Genomic DNA, 17,544 nt, shown 5'->3' with positions numbered 1-17,544 from the left:
GCCTCAGCCCGCCTTGCGTGCCGTGTGGACCGTACGGGCGGTGAGCAGGAACAGGTCCGGGCGGCGGTGCAGCGAGAGCGGGTCGGCCGGGTCGAGGAGCCGGTCGAGGGCCGCGCGGTCGTCGGCCGCGAGGCTCCCGGCCAGGCCGTCGCGCTGCCGCTCGTAATGGGCGACTATCTGTCCCCGTACCTCCGCCGACAGCGGCGCCGGTACGTCGGACAGGAAGCTGCGGGTGCCGCTCGGGGTGAGCCCGGCGCCGGTGAGCAGCCCGTTCCAGTCGTCGATCTCGTCCTTGGCGTCGGGCAGCGAGGCCCGCATCTCGCCGAACCACTCGGCGGCGGCCGCGTCGATCCGGGCCTCCAGACCCGGGCGCCCGACGCCGGCGTTCCACGGCAGGTGCCGGGCGGGCAGCCCGCCCTCGGCGAGGGCGATGATCCCGCCGGGGTTCAGCACCTTGGCGAACGAGGTGAGCGCGGCCTGCTGGTCGCCTATGTGGTGCAGGGAGTGGCTGGCCCAGATCAGGTCGGCGGTGCCCAGGGCGTCGAAGTCCTCGGGGAGTTCGGCGCGCAGGGTGGTGACCCGGTCGCCGAGCCCGCGGGCCTCGGCGCGCTCCCGGGCGAGGGCGAGGAGTTCGGGGGTCGCGTCGACGGCGACGACCTCCGCCTCCGGGAAGGCCTCGGCGAGCAGCGCGGTGACGACGCCGGGACCGCTGCCGAAGTCCAGCACCCTGCGGACCCGGGCGGCGGGGGCGAGGGCGGCCAGCCAGGCGGCGGCCTCGGTGTAGAGGGGGCTCGCGGTCTCGGCCTGCACGGTGAGGAGCGGGGCGAGCTCGGCCCAGTCGAGGTGGGTGTGGTCGTGGTGGTGGCCGTGGCCCTTGCCGTGGCCTTCGCCCTTGCCGTGGCCCGTGCCGTGACCGTGGCCGTGTCCGTCGTGGAGGTCGTTGTCGCTCATGGGGACAGCGTGCGCCGTCACTGCCGGAAGCGCGAGACAACTTGCTGTTTCGGCAAGGAGCGGGACCGTCGGGCCGGTCAGCTCCGTCCGCCGCGGTGCTCCTGCGGGCTCACCCCGCGCACCCGCTTGAAGGCGGCGCTCAGCGCGAAGGCGCTGCTGTAGCCGACCTGGCGGGCGACGGACTCGACGGTGGCGTCGCTCTGCCGCAGCAGGTCGGCGGCGCGCGCGATCCGCCAGCCGGTGAGGTACGCCATCGGCGGCTCCCCCACCAGTTCGGCGAAGCGCCGGGCGAGCGCGGCCCGCGACACCCCCGCCTTCTCGGCGAGCGCGGCGACGGTCCAGGGGTGCGCCGGGTCCCCCTGGAGCAGCCGCAGCGCGCGCCCGACGACGGGGTCGCCCATCGCCCGGTACCAGGCGGGCGCCTCGGCGCCGGGCCGGGAGAACCAGGCGCGGACGGCGGCGATCAGGAGCAGGTCGAGGACCCGGTCGAGGACGACGCTCTGGCCGGGCTCGTCGCGGGAGATCTCGTCCTCCAGGAAGGGCATGAGCGGGCAGTCCCACACCTCGGCCGGCAGGTGGAGCAGCGCGGGCAGCGCGTCCATGAGCCGTCGGCTGACCTCCCCGGCCAGTTGGTAGGTGCCCACGAGCACGCTGGTGCCGCCGTCGGGGGCGTTGCCCCAGGTGCGTACGCCCAGGCTCATCGCCTCGGCGAGCGGCTCGCCGCTCAGGGTGGCGCACTGGCCGCCGGGCCCGACGACGGCGGTCGGCGGCGCGTCGGGGGCGTGGGCGACGGTGTACGGATCGGGGCCGCGGACGACGGCGATGTCCCCGGGCCGCAGCAGGACGGGCGCGCCGTGCTCCGGCACGATCCAGGCCTCGCCGGCGGTGACGCACATCAGGCAGAGCGGGGCCCGGTCCTCGATCCGTACGGACCAGGGCGGGTCCATGACCATGCGCAGGATGAAGGCGCCCTGGGCCCGCGGCCCGTCGAGAAGGCCGGCGAGTGCGTCCATGACGGCCAGCGTAGACGGACGCGTATGCGCGTGAGCCGGTGGAGCATGGGATCGCGGCGGCCGGGCCGCGAGGGTGGAGCCATGACGAACACGACGCAGCAGACGACGAATGACACGAACAGCTCGACGGTCCTCGTGACGGGCGCGACCGGGAAGACCGGGCGCCGGGTGGCGCGGGTCCTCGCGGAGCACGGCGCGCGGGTGCGGGCGGGATCGCGGGCGGGCGCCACCCGTTTCGACTGGGAGGACCCGGCCACGTGGGGTCCGGCCCTGGACGGCGCGGACGCCGCGTACGTCAACTACTACCCCGATCTCGCCGCGCCCGGCGCGGTGGAGGCGGTACGGGGCTTCGGTGAGCTGGCGCTCGCGCACGGGGTGCGGCGGGTGACGCTGCTGTCCGGCCGGGGCGAGCCGGAGGCGGTGGCGGCCGAGGAGGCGCTGCGGGCGACGGGGGTCGAACTCACCGTGGTCCGGGCCGCGTTCTTCGCGCAGAACTTCGACGAGGGGCTGCTCGCGGAGGGCGTCGCGGCCGGGACTATCGCGTTCCCTGCGGGCGACACGGGCGAGCCGTTCATCGACGCGGACGACCTCGCGGAGGTGATCGTGGCGACCCTGCTCCAGGACGGGCACGCGGGTCTGGTGCACGAGGTGACGGGCCCCCGGGTGCTGACCTTCGCCGAGGTGGCCGGGGAGCTCTCCCGGGCGGCCGGGCACGAGGTCGTGTACGTGCCGATGAGCGAGGCCGAATTCGCGGGCCTGCTGGGCGGGTTCGGCCTTCCGGAGCCGGAGGCGGTCTGGCTGGCCGGTCTGTTCGCGACGCTGCTCGACGGGCACAACGCGTCGGTGACGGACGGGGTGAAGCGGGTCCTGGGCCGCGAGCCGAGGGACTTCACGGCGTACGCGGAGCGGGCGTTCGGCGCGGAGGCGTGACGCACGGGGGCGTGACGCACGGGCGGGCGGCGGCTCCGCGCCAGGCCCCGCCCTCGGCGCCCTTCACGAACCGGGCCAGCCGGTAGGCGGGTTCGGCGCGGGGGCGGTCCTGGTACGGCAGGGCGGCGAGGTCCTTCGTGAGCCGGTCCACGGTCGCGGGGGTGCCCCGGAACCAGGAGGCGTAGTAGCCGCGCCGCAGCTTCTCGGCGGTGCCGCGCGGGGTGGCGCCCTGGCCGCGGCCGGTGAAGGACGTGCCGGGCGCGGGGGTCAGCCCGTGGGCGGCGGCGTACGCGGTGACGAGGGCCGCGCGGTCGGAGCCCGCGTCGGGGGCGCGGTGCGGGCGCAGCAGCGCGTCGATGTCGCTGCCGACGTCGTGCGCGAGGTCCTTGTCGACGGTGACGAGGAGGACACCGCCGGGGCGCAGCACCCGGGCCGCCTCGGCGACGATCTCCGGGGCGAAGGGCACGAGGTGCAGCAGCCAGACGGCACTGACCGCGTCGACGGAGCCGTCCGGCAGCGGGAGGCGGCGGGCGTCGGCGCGCACCACGCGGCCCGGGAGGCGGTCGGCGGCGGCGCGCAGCATCGCGTGCGCGGCGTCGATCCCGTACACGGCGGGGCCGGCGGAGCCCGGCCGGGTGAGGCGTTCGGTGACGAGGCCGGTGCCGCAGGCGAGGTCGACGAGGGTGCGGGCGCCGGGCGGCAGCAGCCGCAGCACGGCGGCCGCGGCGGCCTCCGCCCGGGGCACCCCGCCGCGGGTCTCGTCGTAGCGCGCGGCCTCGGCCTCGTAGTCGAGCATCGTCTCCCCCATGCGGTGATCGTACGGGGAGGGGGACGCGGGGTCAGCGCGCGCCGTGTCCGGGTGCCACGGCCTCGACGCGGTCGGCGAGCGTGAAGTCCTTGTCGGTGACGCCGCCGACGGTGTGGGTGTTCACGGACAGGGCGACGCTGTTGTAACCGAGCGTCAGATCGCTGTGGTGGTCGAGCTCCTGCTGGATCGAGGCCACGTGGACGACGAGGGCGGTCGCGGCGAAGTGGTCGGCGAGCCGGTAGGTGCGGGTGATGCGGTCACCGTCGAGGGACCAGCCGGGGAGCTCCCGCAGGCGGTCCTCGATCTCCTTCTGCGACAACGGCTGTGTGGGCACGTGTGCTCCCTCCGGTCGGGTCCTGCGGTGGGCCGGGCGGCCACCGGGGAGAAGGTACCCGGGTCATCCTCTGGGATACCGTCTGAGCATGACGACTGTCGCGACCGACACGGGTGTGGGTCCGCTGCTGCGCGGCTGGCGCGAGCGGCGGCGGCTGAGCCAGCTGGAGCTGGCGCTGCGGGCCGACTCGTCCGCGCGGCACATCTCCTTCGTCGAGACGGGCCGTTCACGGCCGAGCGAGGAGATGGTGCTGCGGCTCGCCGAGCACCTGGAGGTGCCGGTGCGGGACCGCAACGCCCTCCTCCTGGCGGCCGGTTACGCGCCCCGGTTCACCGAGTCGACGCTGGACGCGCCGCTCCTGGAGACGCTGCGCGAGGGCATCGGGCAGCTGCTCCAGGGCTATGAGCCGTATCCGGCGCTCGTCGTGGACGGCTCGTACACGGTGGTGGCGGCCAACCAGGGCATCGGGATGCTCCTTGAGGGGCTGCCGGAGCATCTGCTGACCCCGCCGCTGAACGCCATGCGGATCACCCTGCATCCGGAGGGTCTCGCCCCGCGCATCCGCAATCTGCGGGAGTGGCGGGGGCATCTGCTCGCCCAGATGGAGCGTCAGATCGGCCTCGCCCGCTCGGAGTCGCTGCGCGCGCTGTACGAGGAGGTGGCGGCCTATCCGCTGCCGGAGGGGTCCGGGGATCCGGCGGACCGGGCGGACGGGGAGGACCTGGAGCCGTACCCGTACTTCGCGCTGCCGCTGCGGATCGAGCACGACGGGCGGGTGCTGTCGTTCGTGTCGTCGATCTCGACGTTCAACACGCCGCTGGACGTGACCGTCGCCGAGCTGGCCATCGAGACCTTCCTCCCGGCCGACCCGGAGACGGTCGCCTACCTCCAGTCCCTCAAGAAGTAGCGGCGGCCCGCAGCGCGCCCCACTGGAGGGCGGCGAAACCGGCCACGGTGCCCGCCTGGAGCAGGGTCCAGACGGCGCCCGCGGTGCTGGGCTCCAGCCAGCCGACGAGGGCGACGACGCTGAGCGCCGCCCACAGCAGGTTGGCGTCGACGACCGCCTTGACGCCGAGGACGGGCGGCTGCGGGCGGCTCGCCAGCAGGGCCACGCCGGCCGCGTACACGGTGAGGAAGGCCCCGAGCCCGAGCAGCAGGCCGCGGCTCACTCCGAGGAGTTCGCCCAGGGGCCCGGAGGCGGCGAGGTAGGCGAGCCCGTTGCCGCCGGTGACGACGGCGTCGAGGGCGAGGAACCGGCGCACCATGGACCGCGGCTTGGTGGTGCGGGAGAGACCGGCGAGCAGGGCCTGGGACATGGCGGATCACGCTCCTGGAGGGCAGTTTCTACGGGATCGGGGCCGGTGCCCGGGCGGAGTGCGCCGCCCGGGACCCGGTGCTCACGAGCATGCCGGGGCGGGCTGCGGGGGTCGATTACGTCCGGGGTAATGCGGGGCGTTGTAAGGTGCGCGCCTGGATGGCCGAAAGTGTGTGCTGCGCAAGGGGGATGCGGTGGCTGGCAGGGAACGGGCGCGGATGGTCGCGGCCGGGGGCGATCACAAGGTGACGCCCGCCGAGCTCTTCTTCGATCTGGTCTTCGTCTACGCGATCACGCAGGTGACCGCGTTGATGGCGGCCCATCCGACCCCGGTGCGGGTGCTCGGGGCGATGACGGTGCTCGCGCTGCTGTGGTGGTGCTGGTGCTGCTTCGCCTGGCTGGGCAATGTCGTACGGGCGGACTCCGGGGCCCTGTTCGCGGTCCTTGTCACCGTGATGACCGTGGTGTTCGTGGTGTCGCTCGCGGTGCCCGAGGTGTTCGCGGACGCGCCGGGCGGGCTGCCCGCGCCGGTGGTGTTCGTGGTCTCGTACGGCCTGGTGCGGGTGCTGCACCTCGTCTCGTACTGGGTCTCCAGCCCGGGCGACACGGCCCTGCGGGCCACTCTGCGGCGAACGGCCCTGCTGTCGGTGGCGCCGCCGTTCGTGCTGCTGCTCATGGGCTGCGCGTACGAAGGACCCGCGCGGCTGCTGCTGTGGCTGGGCGCGGTCGTCGTGGACTACGGCGGGATCTATGTCACCGGCTCGTCCGGCTGGCGGGTCAACTCCCCCGGGCACTTCTCCGAGCGGCACGGGCTCATCGTGATCATCGCGCTCGGCGAGTCCATCGTGGCGATGGGCGTGGGCGTGGCCGATTTCCCGCTGACGGTGGCGGTGATCGGGGCGTGCGCGGCGGGGCTGCTGCTCGCGTCGGGGCTGTGGGCGCTGTACTTCCGGCGCTTCGGGGAGCCGGCCGAGCACCGGCTCGCGGCGCTCGACGGCGACGAGCGCACCCGCTTCGCCCGGGACGTGTACACGTTCCTGCACCTGCCGCTGGTCGCGGGCGTGGTGCTGACGGCGCTCGGCATGAAGAAGGTGCTGACCCAGGTCGCCGACACCGGCCACTACGGCCTGGCCGAGCCCCTGCACGGCACCGTGGCCTGGTCCCTGACCGGCGGCGTCGGGCTCTTCCTGCTCGGCGCGGCCGCGATCGTCCTGCGCTCCTCGGGGCGGCGCCCGACCGTCCTCCTGGTGGGCGGCGTGTGCTGCCTGGCGGCGGGCCCGCTGGTGACCCTGGTCCCGGCACTGGCCGCGCTGGCGCTGCTCGCGGCGGGGGTCATGGGCCTGGTGGTGACGCACGACCGCCGGGCGCGGGCGGCGACCCCCGGGTAGAGGTGGCGGGGACGGCGGCCGGTCGGCGGCGGGGGCGTTTTTCGGCCGGGCGGCGCCCGCGTCCGGTCTTGGAGGAATCGCGGCGGTGCCCGGGGTGCGGAACGGGCGATCACCCAAGGAGCAGCGAGCCCACGGGTGCGATCGAGCGGGCATCGGCAAACTGACCCCATGTCACCCACAGTCCCCACCAGTCACACCGCTCCCACCACCCCCACTGGACCCACCGAACCCACTGAACCCACCGCTCCCACGCTCATAGGCTCGGTCCGCCGTGCGCTCTGCCTGCTCCAGGCGGTCGCCGAGCACGGCGAGCTGACCGCCAAACGCCTGTCCCGGATGACGGACCTGCCGCTCCCGACCACGTACCACCTGCTGCGGACCCTGGTCCACGACGGCTATCTGCACCACGAGCACGGCGCGTTCCGGCTGGGGCCTGCCGCACCCCGGCTGTCGGGGCAGCGGGACGGCCCCGGGCTGCGGCTGCCCGAGTGGCTGCGGCTGCTGCGCGACGAGCTGGACGCGCCGGTGTACTGCGGTGTCCTGGAGAAGGGCGAGATCGAGGTGGTGGCCGTCGCGGACACCCCGGAGCGGCCGTCCGCCGAGGAGTGGACCGAGTTCCGCACCAGCGCCCACGCGCACGCCCTCGGGCAGTGCCTGCTCGCCCAGCTCGACGTGACGGCCCTGCGGGAGTACCTGGCCCGGCGGCCGGTGACCCGGCTGACCCCGCGCACGGTGCGCGACGAGGACGCGCTGATCCGGCGGCTGGCGCGGGTGCGGCGCGGCGCGCCGGTGCACGAGGTGGAGGAGTACGTGCTGGGCACGGTGTGCGCGGCGGTGCCCGTCACGGTCGGCGGGGTGGTGGCGGCGGTGGGCTTCTCGCTGCCGCTGGCCGAACTCGACCGGCTGCGGCCCACGGCGGCCCGGCTCCGGGACCGTCTGGAGCGCGCCCTGGTCACGCAGGCCTTCACGATCGTCCCGTGAGCGCGGGCACGGGGGAGGCCCGGATCGGGGTCCGGGCCTCGCCGAAGGCGGGGTCAGTCCGCCTTCGGCTCCGGTTCGGCGGCCGCCCCGGGGGCGGCGCGGAGGGAGGGCCGTTCGGGTTCGCGTTCCGCTTCCGTGGGGCGGCCGGACCGTTCCTGGCGGGCCGCCTCGGCGCGCAGCAGCGCGTTGAGCACGGCGAAGGGGTCGATGGGCATGACGGAGCTCCTTGCGGTGGGGTGAGCGGGTGCTGGAGAGGCCGGGCCTCTCAGCACCGCATCACCGCCGACCGGGGCGCGTCGTCGCACGGGGGCGGTACGGGTACGGGCGCGGGAGCGGCGGTGGGCCGCGCCGCGCGGAGGTGGCGGGGCGGCGCCGGGCGGCGTGCTCCGCGTACGGGGGTGATCGCCTCGTGCTCGGCGAGGTCGTGGACCTCGGCCACGGGATCGGCCGCCGCGCCGGCGACGCGCGGTTCCGCGCCGGCCGTCCCGGTCAGGGCTCCCCCGGTGCCGAGCAGCGCGGCGAGCACGAGCAGCACCGCGACGGCGAGCCGCCGGGCCCGCACGGCGGTGACGCCGGGGCGCGCGGGGAGGGACCTCATGGGGATCCGTCCTGCCCCGTAGGGGCGGCCCCGAGCCGCCCGGGACGCCACAACCGCCCGGTCGGCCTACACGCGGGACCCGGAATTCACCGCACCGGCGGGCGCACGCGCCGGAGCGCACCGGGGCGCGCGCCGACGGACGGCCCGCGGTCGGCCGTACGTCACTCGCCGTCGCGCCCGGCCTCCGCCGTCGCGCCCGCCGCCCGCGTCCTGCGCGCCGCCATCGCCGCGTACACGAGGACACCGGCGAAGAGGAAGAGCACGCCCTGGTAGACCGCCGCGTAGCCGGCGCCCGCGACGAGCCAGAGGGAGAAGCCGAAGGCGGCGACGGCGAGGACGGCGTCGCGGGTGAGGCGGGCGGGCGAGACCTTCTCGCCCTGGCCGGAGAGCAGGAAGTAGATCTGGGCGGCCGTGGAGAGCAGGTAGGGGACGGTGGCGGTGAAGGTGGTGACGAGGACCAGGATCTCGAAGACGCCCTGGGTGCCGGCCGTGTAGTTGTAGACGGTCAGGAGCGAGGCGAGGACGACGGTGACCAGGACGCCGACCGTGGGGACGCCGCGCCGCTTGACGGTGAAGACCTTCGGGAAGAGGCCGTCGCGGGCGGCGGCGTACGGCGCCTGGGCGCTCAGCAGGGTCCAGCCGTTGAGCGCGCCGATCATGGAGACCAGGGCCATGCAGGCGACGGCGACACCGCCCCAGGAGCCGCCGAACATGGCGTTCACGGAGTCGGTGAAGGGCGCGGTGGAGGTGACCAGCTTGTCGTGGGCGACGGTGCCGAAGACGGCGAGAGTGCCGAGCAGGTAGAGCGCGGCGGCGCCGAGGGTGCCGAGGACGGTGGCGCGGCCGACGTTGCGGCGCGGGTCGCGGACCTCTCCGGCGCTGACGGCGGCGGACTCGACGCCCAGGTAGCTGAAGAGCAGGATCGCGGCGGAGGCGGAGACCGCGCCGAGCGCGCTCGCGTCGCCGGCCCGGAACGGGCCGAGGTTGGCGCTGTCGAAGAAGAACAGTCCGCCGACGGCGACAAGGAGCAGCGGGACGAACTTGAGCACGGTCGCGACGAGCTGGACGGCGCCGACGTACCGGGTGCCGGCCAGGTTGGCGAGGGCGGGCAGCCACTGGATGAGCAGGGCGGCGCCGATGGTGGCGGCCTTGGACTCGTGGATGGGGACGAGGACGTCGAGGTAGCCGACGGCGGCGACGGCGAGCGCGGCGTTGGAGACCCAGGTGGTGATCCAGTACGACCAGGCGGCGAGGAACCCGGCGAAGTCGCCGAAGGCGGCGCGGGCGTAGACGTAGGGGCCGCCGGTCTGCGGGTGGCGGCGGGCGAGCCGGCCGAAGACCAGCGCCAGGCAGAGCGCGCCGACGGTCAGGATCCCGAAGGCGACCAGGCTGATGGTGCCGAAGGGGGCGACGGAGGCGGGGAGCAGGAAGATGCCGCCGCCGATGATGTTTCCGACCACGAGCGCCGTGGCGACCGGGAGCCCGAAGCTGCGGGTGTGCTTGTCGGGTGCCGCCCCGTCCGGTCGGTGCTCGGGTCGCGGGGCCTCGTCGGGGCTGCCGCGGTGGGTGTCGGGGGTGGCCGTGCTCATGGGGGGTGGTGCGCCTCTCGTCGTGCAAACCACCTCATCGTCCGCCTGCTGGGACGGCGCTCCAAATCACCCGCTTTTGTCCTGTACGGCCTGGTCCTCTACCGGAAGAAACGCTTCCGCATCGCCGCTGGACGGCGAAATCTCCAGGGGCACCTGGGGCCCCTCGCTCTCCCGCAGCCACCCTCGCAGCACCCGGTGCACCTGCTCGGCCCCCACGATCCCGGCGGGCGGCTCGGCCAGGTCGCGCGGCCACAGCAGGAAGGGGTGGCTCTGCTCGCCGCCGAGGCCGCCGTGGGAGCCGATCTGCTCCTCGAAGGCGTGCACGGTGCCCGTCGCCGGGTCGTACATCGAGTTGACCATGATGTCGGCGACGTGCGGGAAGCCGTCCGTGCGCCGCACGGCGTCGGCCGCGCCGGGGCCAAAAACGGCCAGCGGCCCGTCGTCGGTCAGCTCCGCGACCGGGACCTCGACCCCGCCCCGCGCGAGCACCACGGAGCCGTGCTCCTCGCTCGCCACCAGCAGGAAGCCGATGCCCGGGTGGTGGGCGAGGGTGCGCAGGAGCGCGGGGTGGAGGCGGTCGATCTCCTCGCGGGTCATCCGGTGCGGCACGCCCGGGAAGGAGACCAGGCCCAGGTTGCCGGAGGCGAGGACCACAGGTTCGGGGGCCCGGGCCGCCGCCACCGCGGCCGCCTCCGCCGCCTCCCCGCCCTGCTCGTCCGCCTCGTCGACCTTGCGGTGCAGGGCGCCGCGCAGCGCGTCGCGGGCCACGTCCCTGGCCTCCGAGCCGCCCGCGGACTCGGTCTGGGGGTGCCCCCAGCGGGTCCGCCGCACCCGGCGCGGCACCGGAAGGCCGCAGCCGGCCCGTACGAGATCGCGCAGGGTCAGCCCGTACGCGCCCTGGAAGGTCTCCCCCGGGCTCTGGCCGTGGTCCGAGAGCAGCACGATCCGGTACGGGCGGGGCGCGTGCTCGGCGACCTTGGCGATCAGGGCGATCGAGCGGTCGAGCCGCCGCAGCACCTGGTCGGTGTCGCGGCCCTGCGGCCCGGAGTGGTGGGCGACCTCGTCGTAGGCGACCAGGTCGGCGTAGACGGCGGTCCGGCCGGCGAGCATGTCGCCCATCACCGCCGAGACCACCACGTCCCGCTCGATGACCGTGGCGAAGGCCCGGACGAAGGGGTACAGGCCGCCCCGGGAGACCCGGGGCGTCTCGCGGCGCAGCAGCGCCCGGGTCGACTGGACCATCTCGCGCAGCGCCTCGGTGACGAAGGAGCCCGCGGTGCGGACAGCGTTGGCGGGGTCGGAGAAGTACGCGAAGTAGCCGGACCGGGAGCGGTTGCGGGGGCCCCGCCGGGCGGCCATCGACAGGACCAGGGCGAGCTCGTCGGCGCCGCCGCTGAACAGATTGCCCCGGGAGGCCCCGTCGAAGGTGAGCAGTCCGCCGTCGCCGGTGCGCTCGACCGCGCGGCGCTGGAGTTCGACGGCGCTCGCGGGCCGGTTGGAGACCATGAGCCGGCCGGTGTCCTTCTCGTACCACCGGAAGGCCGGCACGTCCTCGTTGGAGCCGTGCAGGATGCCGAGCTGGCTGGCGCCGGTCTGGCTGGACCAGTCGGTGCGCCAGGGGGCGAGCCGGTGGGTGGTGGCGAGCCAGTCGGCGACGGTGGGCATCAGGCCGTCGGCGACGGCCTCGCCGAGCACCCGGTGCCCGACGCCGTCGAGCTGGAGGAAGACCGTGCCGGGGACGGGCTCCGGGCCGTGCGGGAGGCGGGGGCGTTTGCGGTCGGCGAGCCGGTAGAGGCGCCGCCGGTAGGCGTCGTCGTCGCGCACCGCGAGGCCGGTGGAGGTGGCCGAGGCCACCGCGGACATCACGGCGGCCACCAGGACGGCGGTCTGCGGGGCCGCGCTGCCGCGCCCGTCGGGGGTCAGCCAGAGCGCGAGGAGCAGCAGCGAGCCGTTGAGGAAGAACACCAACAGGCCGAGCACCAGCGCCGGTACGAGCAGCAGGGCCCGCACGAGCAGCGGCCACACCAGCGCGCTCAGCAGACCGAAGGCCCCGGCGCCCAGGGCGGCGGTGAACGCGATCGTGGTGAGGCTGTCGCCGTCGCGGGACTGGAGCTGGAAGTCGGGGAGGAGCCCGGCGAGCACCAGCATGGTGAGCGTGGAGACCGCCCAGACCGTGATCACCCGCATCGCGGCCCGGCCGGCGCTCCGCCAGCGGCCGGGGGTATGCCCTCGCCGTTCACCCACGCCTGGTTCACCTTTCACCCGTTTCCTGCCCCAAGCGTGGCACAACGGCCACCGCGGGCAGGTCAGCCGGGAGAAGGTGCGTGTGTCAGGACCGCTTCAACAACCGTCGTACCCGGCGGTGGGCATGGACATCCGCCGGTGCACCCCGGCCTTCATCGGCGCGTCGTACGCGGGTTCGTCGAGCCCCGCGGTCTCCAGCCGCACCCCGCGCCGCTCGCACTCGGCGAGGAACGCGGGCACGTCGGTCAACGCGCGGGCCAGGACGCGTTCGTTCGGGGCGACGAACAGGTCGACGATCCCCGCGTCGACGTCCTCCCACAGCGCCTCGTGGTCCGGCCGAATGCCGTAGAACAGCAGCCGCCTCGCCACCACGTACCCCTTGTCGACGGCCCAGCGCACGCACATGGCGTGCTGGCTGCGGGTGTCCACGAGGAAAGGGTCTTCGTCGAGCTCTTCGAGCGGGGTGAGGCTGGCGATCGCCGCCACCCGAACGTCGTCCATGGAGCGACCCTACTGCGTCGCCGGACCCCCGAGGAGCCTTCGGTATACCGAACTCCGCGTGGTCCGTCGAAGACCGGCCACACGGACGGCACCGGACATTTACCCTCGTTACGGAAGGGCTCGCGGCGGGGCCGGGGCGACGGGCGGGAACGGACGAGGAAGGGCGGCGTGCCGGTGGAGGTCACCTGGTGGGGTCATGCCACATGCACGGTCGAGGACTCCGGGGTGCGTTTCCTGACGGACCCGCTGTTCGCGCGCCGGCTCGCACACCTGCGCCGCCGCCGCGGCGAGCTGCCCCCGCCGGAGGCGACCCGCGCGGAGGCGGTGCTCGTCTCGCACCTGCACGCCGACCACCTCCACCTGCCCTCGCTGGCCCGGCTCGCCCCCGGCACCCGGGTCGTCGTGCCCGCCGGAGCGTCCCGGGCCGTCCCCGCGCTGCGGCGGCTCGACGCGCTCGGCCTGCGGGTCACCGAGGTGGCGCCGGGCGACGAGGTGGACGTCGAGGGCGTGACCGTACGGGCCGTCCCCGCCCTGCACGACGGGCGGCGGCTGCCGGTCGGACCGCACCGCTCCCCCGCGCTCGGATACGTGGTCGAGGGCGAGGCCCGGACCTACTTCGCCGGTGACACCGGCCTGTTCGACGACATGGCGGAGGCGGTCGGCCCCGTGGACGTGGCGCTGCTCCCGGTCGGCGGCTGGGGTCCTTACCTCGGCCACGGGCACCTGGACGCGGGCCGGGCCGCCCAGGCGCTGGCCGCACTGTCCCCGGCCGCGGCGGTGCCGGTGCACTACGGCACGTACTGGCCGGTCGGCATGGACGCGATCCGGCCCCACGAGTTCCACGCGCCGGGCGACGAGTTCGTCCGGCACGCGGCCCGGCTCGCCCCCAAGGTGGCGGTGCACCTGCTGGGGCACGGCGAGCGGGTACGGCCGGAGGTCGCCCGGTGATCGACCGGATCGTGACGGCGGTGCGGGAGCTGCCGCCGGAGTCGACGCAGCAGGCCGTCGGCTACCCCTCGCTCTTCCTGCTGGTGGCGCTCGGCGCGCTGGTGCCGGTGGTGCCGACCGGGGCCATCGTGAGCTCGGCCGCGGTGGTCGCCTTCCACCAGACGGCGCCGCTGTCGCTGCTCTACGTCTTCCTGGTGTCGGCCGCCGCCGCCTTCCTCGGCGACCTCGCCCTGTATTGGTTGGGCCGGCGCGGGGTCCGCTCCCGCAACGGCTCGCGCTGGCTGGCCGCGCTGCGCGGCCGGGTCACGCCGGAGCGGCTCGCCCAGGCGCAGGAACGTCTGGAGACCCATCAGGTGCCGGTCCTGGTGCTCTCCCGGCTGGTCCCGGCGGGCCGGATCCCGGTGATGCTGGCCTGCCTCCTCGCCGGGATGCCGCTGCGCCGCTTCGCCCGCGGCGACCTGCCCGCGTGCCTGGCCTGGGCGGCCACGTACCAGCTCATCGGCATCCTGGGCGGCTCGCTCTTCCCCGAACCGTGGGAGGGCGTGGTCGCGGCGGTCGGCCTCACGGTGCTGCTCGGCGCGGCGCCGACGCTGTGGCGGCGGCTGCGGGGGCGGGGGGCTGCGGCGCAGCCCGGGGGGAAGTCGTAAGGGCGGGTCCGGGCGGTGGCCCGGACCCGCGCGGTGTTTGATCAGGCCTTCGCCGCGGGCGCGTCGCCGGACGGCGCGTCGGCCTTCTTCTCCGGAGCGGCCGCCTTGGAGCCCTGGTTCAGCATGCCGCCGATGGCGCTGATGCTGCCGCCGGCTCCGCCGGTGGCGAGCGGCAGCACCTTGCTGATGGCGTCGAGGGCGATCTGGGCCATCTTCTGCGCGTGTTCGGTGGCGGTCTTCATGGCCGCCTGGCCGCGTTCGCCCGCGGCGCTGTCGTTGGCGGCGGCGGCCTCGATGCCCTTGGCGAGCACCTGGCTCATGTTGTCGAGGCCGCTCATGTCGCGGAACAGGTTCGCGGTGGCGAGGGCCTGCACCGTCTGGAGGCCGACCGGGTCCGGCATCGCCACCATCGGCGCGAACTTCGCCTGGGAGGCGCCCATGCCGGCCGCGGTGGTGTCGAGGTTCTGCGCGCGCGAGGCGGTGGACACCGGGGCGATGTCGGCCGGGGTGATCTGGATGGGCGAGTCCTTCCAGTTCCAGAAGCGGGTGATGTCGATCTTCTCGGCCGAGTTGGCGCGGCCGAGGACGGCCTCGGCGAAGACGCCGTTGGTGGCGATGGCGATCGTGTTGACCACCGGCGCGCCGAACGTGTTGTCGCCCGGCTGGCGGGACTTGGTCCACTCCTCGCGTTCCTGCTCGCTGCCGAAGTTCCAGCGGAAGCCGAGGTAGTTGCCGGTGGTGGCGATCGGCGTCGGGTCGAGCAGCATGCCGAGCGGGACGGGTCCCGCGCTCGAACCGGCCGGAGTGTACGAGTAGTTGGCGAGGATGCGGCTGAGGGTGAGCTCGTCGGCGTTGGCCCAGACGGCCTGGCTGTAGTGGCGGCGGTTGTCGTTCAGGTGGTCCAGGACCGCCTGGGGCACGTTCCCGCCCCGTACGTGGAAGCCGAGGGACGCGATGTAGGTGCGGCTGCCGGACCGCACGGTCGAGCCGAAGAGGCCGCAGATGGCGGAGGCGCCGCCGGCGTCCTCGAACAGGTCGGGTGTGGCGGAGGTGGTCGCGGCGATCCCGAAGTTCGCCACGCCCGAGGTCATCTTCAGGCGCAGCCCGGCGAGGCTGCCGCGGGCCGCCGTGCCGGACCAGGCTTCGAAGGAGATCAGCTTGTCGGCGCCGCTGAAGGTGTAGGACGCCTGCTGCAGGTCGGAGCCGCCGGTGTCTCCGGTGTCGCCGCAGCGGAAGGTGCGGGTGGCGAAGACCACCTGGATGCCGCGGATGCCCGCCGTGTCGTGCCAGACGTCGATCCTGGACGCGTAGGGGGAGTCCTCCTTCGGCTGGTCGTCGAAGAGTATCGGCGTCTCACGTGCCAGGATCCGGCTCAGCTTGCCGTTGTTCATGAGCACCCAGCAGTCCCCCGCGGTGGCCGAGGCCACCTGGGCGAGGCCGGAGACGTTCTGGAGGCCGCCGGAGGTGGGCCGGATCCAGGCCGTCGCACCGGGCTGCACCAGGTAGGGCAGGGTCTCGGTGCTGGTCGAGGACTGCACGACGGCCCAGAGCGCGCCGTCGGGGGTGGCGGACAGGCGCTGCACGCCCGGCCCGTTCCGCTGCACCCAGCCGCTGCCGCTGCGCTCGTACAGGGTCCCCTGCCGGGAGTACCAGACCTTGTCCTTACTGGCGGCGGCGACATCGTCGGCCACGACACCCAGGCTCACCCACGCCAACCCGACGCGCTGGTGGATCACGCTGTTGCTGCCGACGACGTAGACCGCGTCGTCCGCGCCGCAGGTGATGCGCAGCCCCGTGCCACCCGAGGAGTCGGCGCGCCAGGTCGTCCCGTCGAACTGCACGATGTCCTGGTTGGTCTTCATCGCCCAGACGGTGTCCTTGCCCGGTGCGATACGGGTCAGCCCGCCGCCGAGTCCCGTCGTGGGAAGCGGGTTCCACCGCTGGGTCGTCGGGTCGAACCTGACCGGGATGCCGTCGGCCTTGCGCACCCCGTACACGCCCTTGACCGACGCGGCGATGTCAGACAGCTCCACCCCCTCGAACTCCTGCCGGTCCGGCGCCTCCGGCGCCGCGCACGCGTCCAGCTTGCGCACGGCGGTCTCGAACGGGTTCGCCCCGCGGATCCTCGTCGCCCAGTCGGCCGGCGCCACCGAGGCGAGCACCTCCTTGTACCGCTGGAGGCTGGTGTGGGTGAAGGTGAGCTCCTGGAGCGGGATGAACAGACAGCGTTCCAGCTTGGTCGGCTTGGTCGTCACGCTGTAGACCTGGACGACCTCGTAGTACTGCACCGACATGGCGTGCATGTGGTTGTAGTTGGTGACGACCCGGGTCATCACCTGGTCCTTCTCCGCCTGCGACGTCTCGCGCACGACCGTCATGTTCCGGCTGCGGGCGGCGGTCGCCAGTTGCTGGGTCCGCGCGCTGATCCGCTGCGTCGCCGACTCGGCGACCGACCGCACGCCCGTGGAGCGGGACACCGCGCTGGCGATGCCCATGTTCGACGACTTGCTCCAGTTTCCGCCGCCGCTGAACAAAGCGCCGAGCGAGCCGCCGATGCTGCCGCCCTCACTGGACGACTGGCCCACCTCGAACCCCTGGGAGCTGCCGTACTGCTCCTCGTGGGCGATCGCGTTCGCGACCTCGCTGATCGACCGGTTCTGGTCGGTGGAGCCGGTCAGCAACTCGTTCTCACCGGCCGTCTCGGCGCCCGTCGCCCGGGTGGTGCGCTGCCAGTCGACGACCGCGACCCGGGTGCTCTCACCGGGCGCGAGCGCGAGGCTGTGCAGCAGCCGGCCGAGCGTGACGCCCTGGGCCGACCAGCTCTGCTCCGTCGTGACGACCATGCCCTCGGCCGGGCGGTCGTAGAACGGCAGGTTCTCTTCGCCGAGGTCGATGGCGCCGGTCAGCGCGCGCGACGGCTGCGCCCCGGGGATGTCGGTGAGCACCACCGACTGGTACCGGACGATCTCCGTCGGGTAGTTGCCGGTGGACGGGAGCAGGTCCTTCGGCGTCGGGCCGTCGAGCATCGCTCTGTCCACTTCGGGCGTGAGCGGCGTGCTCGTCGGCGTGCTCGTCGGGGTGGTCGCCGGTGTTCCGGAGCTCGGGGTGGTCATCACGTGTCCCGTCGTGAGGGTGGAATGGGGATCGCCCTGCCCACCAGGTGCCAACAGCCCCCGACGCACAGGCGATTGGCGCCATCCGGAATGCTGTAATCCTTCCGGACCGCTCGAAGCTACACAGCTTGTTCACAACAACGGCACGCTATGGAGGAATTGGCCAGAAACGGATCCTTTCCTG

General features: G+C 74.1%; 17 protein-coding genes. 6 read left to right on the top strand and 11 right to left on the bottom strand.

The annotated features are described in order from the left end of the window. Positions 1 to 3: 3 nt before the first annotated feature. Positions 4 to 951, bottom strand: coding sequence for a class I SAM-dependent methyltransferase (locus ABTZ54_RS11405; protein WP_351660149.1), 948 nt, complete (start codon positions 949 to 951; stop codon positions 4 to 6). A 77-nt stretch (positions 952 to 1,028) separates the two neighbouring features. Further along, a complete protein-coding gene (locus ABTZ54_RS11400; protein WP_351660147.1) occupies positions 1,029 to 1,964 on the bottom strand; it encodes an AraC family transcriptional regulator in 936 nt (311 codons plus the stop codon). Positions 1,965 to 2,045: 81 nt separating this feature from the next. Here ABTZ54_RS11400 and ABTZ54_RS11395 point away from each other — a divergent pair, with 81 nt between their 5' ends. Further along, positions 2,046 to 2,894: a Rossmann-fold NAD(P)-binding domain-containing protein gene (locus tag ABTZ54_RS11395; RefSeq protein ID WP_351660144.1), complete on the top strand. Its 849-nt coding sequence runs from the start codon at positions 2,046 to 2,048 to the stop codon at positions 2,892 to 2,894. Here ABTZ54_RS11395 and ABTZ54_RS11390 read toward each other — a convergent pair. Then, positions 2,854 to 3,690, bottom strand: a complete 837-nt coding sequence (locus ABTZ54_RS11390) for a class I SAM-dependent methyltransferase (protein WP_351660837.1) — start codon at positions 3,688 to 3,690, stop codon at positions 2,854 to 2,856. The two genes, ABTZ54_RS11395 and ABTZ54_RS11390, sit on opposite strands and share 41 nt — an antisense overlap. Positions 3,691 to 3,733: 43 nt before the next feature. Further along, positions 3,734 to 4,036 carry a 4a-hydroxytetrahydrobiopterin dehydratase gene (locus ABTZ54_RS11385; protein WP_351660141.1) on the bottom strand — a complete coding sequence of 101 codons (303 nt, stop codon included), beginning with the start codon at positions 4,034 to 4,036 and terminating at the stop codon, positions 3,734 to 3,736. 88 nt (positions 4,037 to 4,124) lie between these two features. On the opposite strand from ABTZ54_RS11385, the gene ABTZ54_RS11380 reads away from it, so the two are divergent. Further along, positions 4,125 to 4,943 carry a helix-turn-helix domain-containing protein gene (locus ABTZ54_RS11380; RefSeq protein ID WP_351660138.1) on the top strand — a complete coding sequence of 273 codons (819 nt, stop codon included), beginning with the start codon at positions 4,125 to 4,127 and terminating at the stop codon, positions 4,941 to 4,943. Here the strand turns inward: ABTZ54_RS11380 and ABTZ54_RS11375 are convergent. Beyond that, a complete protein-coding gene (locus ABTZ54_RS11375; RefSeq protein ID WP_351660136.1) occupies positions 4,933 to 5,352 on the bottom strand; it encodes a hypothetical protein in 420 nt (139 codons plus the stop codon). The genes ABTZ54_RS11380 and ABTZ54_RS11375 overlap by 11 nt on opposite strands. A 193-nt stretch (positions 5,353 to 5,545) precedes the next feature. Here ABTZ54_RS11375 and ABTZ54_RS11370 point away from each other — a divergent pair, with 193 nt between their 5' ends. Next, complete coding sequence (locus tag ABTZ54_RS11370) at positions 5,546 to 6,739, top strand: low temperature requirement protein A (RefSeq protein WP_351660133.1); 1,194 nt, start codon at positions 5,546 to 5,548, stop codon at positions 6,737 to 6,739. Positions 6,740 to 6,907: 168 nt separating this feature from the next. After that, positions 6,908 to 7,720, top strand: coding sequence for an IclR family transcriptional regulator (locus ABTZ54_RS11365; RefSeq protein WP_351660130.1), 813 nt, complete (start codon positions 6,908 to 6,910; stop codon positions 7,718 to 7,720). Positions 7,721 to 7,773: 53 nt separating this feature from the next. On the opposite strand, the gene ABTZ54_RS11360 is transcribed toward ABTZ54_RS11365, so the two are convergent. The 5 genes from ABTZ54_RS11360 to ABTZ54_RS11340 form a co-directional block, all read right to left on the bottom strand. After that, positions 7,774 to 7,935 (bottom strand): hypothetical protein, encoded by a 162-nt coding sequence (locus tag ABTZ54_RS11360; RefSeq protein WP_351660127.1) that lies wholly within the window; start codon positions 7,933 to 7,935, stop codon positions 7,774 to 7,776. A gap of 50 nt (positions 7,936 to 7,985) precedes the next feature. Further along, positions 7,986 to 8,318, bottom strand: a complete 333-nt coding sequence (locus tag ABTZ54_RS11355) for a hypothetical protein (RefSeq protein ID WP_351660124.1) — start codon at positions 8,316 to 8,318, stop codon at positions 7,986 to 7,988. Between the two features lie 161 nt (positions 8,319 to 8,479). Further along, positions 8,480 to 9,907, bottom strand: a complete 1,428-nt coding sequence (locus ABTZ54_RS11350) for an amino acid permease (protein WP_351660122.1) — start codon at positions 9,905 to 9,907, stop codon at positions 8,480 to 8,482. A gap of 66 nt (positions 9,908 to 9,973) precedes the next feature. Beyond that, on the bottom strand, positions 9,974 to 12,094 hold the full coding sequence (locus tag ABTZ54_RS11345; protein ID WP_351660834.1) for a phage holin family protein: 2,121 nt from the start codon (positions 12,092 to 12,094) through the stop codon (positions 9,974 to 9,976). A 153-nt stretch (positions 12,095 to 12,247) separates the two neighbouring features. Next, positions 12,248 to 12,652: a recombinase family protein gene (locus ABTZ54_RS11340; RefSeq protein WP_351660119.1), complete on the bottom strand. Its 405-nt coding sequence runs from the start codon at positions 12,650 to 12,652 to the stop codon at positions 12,248 to 12,250. Positions 12,653 to 12,820: 168 nt separating this feature from the next. Here ABTZ54_RS11340 and ABTZ54_RS11335 point away from each other — a divergent pair, with 168 nt between their 5' ends. Next, positions 12,821 to 13,600: an MBL fold metallo-hydrolase gene (locus ABTZ54_RS11335; protein WP_351660116.1), complete on the top strand. Its 780-nt coding sequence runs from the start codon at positions 12,821 to 12,823 to the stop codon at positions 13,598 to 13,600. Further along, positions 13,597 to 14,247, top strand: coding sequence for a DedA family protein (locus tag ABTZ54_RS11330; RefSeq protein ID WP_351660114.1), 651 nt, complete (start codon positions 13,597 to 13,599; stop codon positions 14,245 to 14,247). The genes ABTZ54_RS11335 and ABTZ54_RS11330 overlap by 4 nt, the downstream gene beginning before the upstream one ends. Positions 14,248 to 14,288: 41 nt before the next feature. Here the strand turns inward: ABTZ54_RS11330 and ABTZ54_RS11325 are convergent, their stop codons facing one another. Continuing rightward, positions 14,289 to 17,360 (bottom strand): hypothetical protein, encoded by a 3,072-nt coding sequence (locus tag ABTZ54_RS11325; RefSeq protein WP_351660111.1) that lies wholly within the window; start codon positions 17,358 to 17,360, stop codon positions 14,289 to 14,291. Between the last annotated feature and the right edge of the window lie 184 nt (positions 17,361 to 17,544).

Origin of the sequence: Streptomyces sp. NPDC094032, assembly GCF_040303965.1 — a bacterium.
In the GTDB taxonomy this organism is placed as follows: domain Bacteria; phylum Actinomycetota; class Actinomycetes; order Streptomycetales; family Streptomycetaceae; genus Streptomyces.
Note: the sequence above shows the minus strand (reverse complement) of the source record. Positions and strands in the feature narration are given on the sequence as shown.

What these genes read in the sequence shown, in the direction of transcription:
- ABTZ54_RS11360 (WP_351660127.1), bottom strand. Translation starts at nt 7,935, where the DNA reads ATGCCCATCGACCCCTTCGCCGTGCTCAACGCGCTGCTGCGCGCCGAG.
- ABTZ54_RS11380 (WP_351660138.1), top strand. Translation starts at nt 4,125, where the DNA reads ATGACGACTGTCGCGACCGACACGGGTGTGGGTCCGCTGCTGCGCGGC.
- ABTZ54_RS11345 (WP_351660834.1), bottom strand. Translation starts at nt 12,094, where the DNA reads ATGCGGGTGATCACGGTCTGGGCGGTCTCCACGCTCACCATGCTGGTG.
- ABTZ54_RS11405 (WP_351660149.1), bottom strand. Translation starts at nt 951, where the DNA reads ATGAGCGACAACGACCTCCACGACGGACACGGCCACGGTCACGGCACG.
- ABTZ54_RS11340 (WP_351660119.1), bottom strand. Translation starts at nt 12,652, where the DNA reads ATGGACGACGTTCGGGTGGCGGCGATCGCCAGCCTCACCCCGCTCGAA.
- ABTZ54_RS11395 (WP_351660144.1), top strand. Translation starts at nt 2,046, where the DNA reads ATGACGAACACGACGCAGCAGACGACGAATGACACGAACAGCTCGACG.
- ABTZ54_RS11375 (WP_351660136.1), bottom strand. Translation starts at nt 5,352, where the DNA reads ATGTCCCAGGCCCTGCTCGCCGGTCTCTCCCGCACCACCAAGCCGCGG.
- ABTZ54_RS11325 (WP_351660111.1), bottom strand. Translation starts at nt 17,360, where the DNA reads ATGACCACCCCGAGCTCCGGAACACCGGCGACCACCCCGACGAGCACG.
- ABTZ54_RS11365 (WP_351660130.1), top strand. Translation starts at nt 6,908, where the DNA reads ATGTCACCCACAGTCCCCACCAGTCACACCGCTCCCACCACCCCCACT.
- ABTZ54_RS11400 (WP_351660147.1), bottom strand. Translation starts at nt 1,964, where the DNA reads ATGGACGCACTCGCCGGCCTTCTCGACGGGCCGCGGGCCCAGGGCGCC.
- ABTZ54_RS11390 (WP_351660837.1), bottom strand. Translation starts at nt 3,690, where the DNA reads ATGCTCGACTACGAGGCCGAGGCCGCGCGCTACGACGAGACCCGCGGC.
- ABTZ54_RS11350 (WP_351660122.1), bottom strand. Translation starts at nt 9,907, where the DNA reads ATGAGCACGGCCACCCCCGACACCCACCGCGGCAGCCCCGACGAGGCC.
- ABTZ54_RS11355 (WP_351660124.1), bottom strand. Translation starts at nt 8,318, where the DNA reads ATGAGGTCCCTCCCCGCGCGCCCCGGCGTCACCGCCGTGCGGGCCCGG.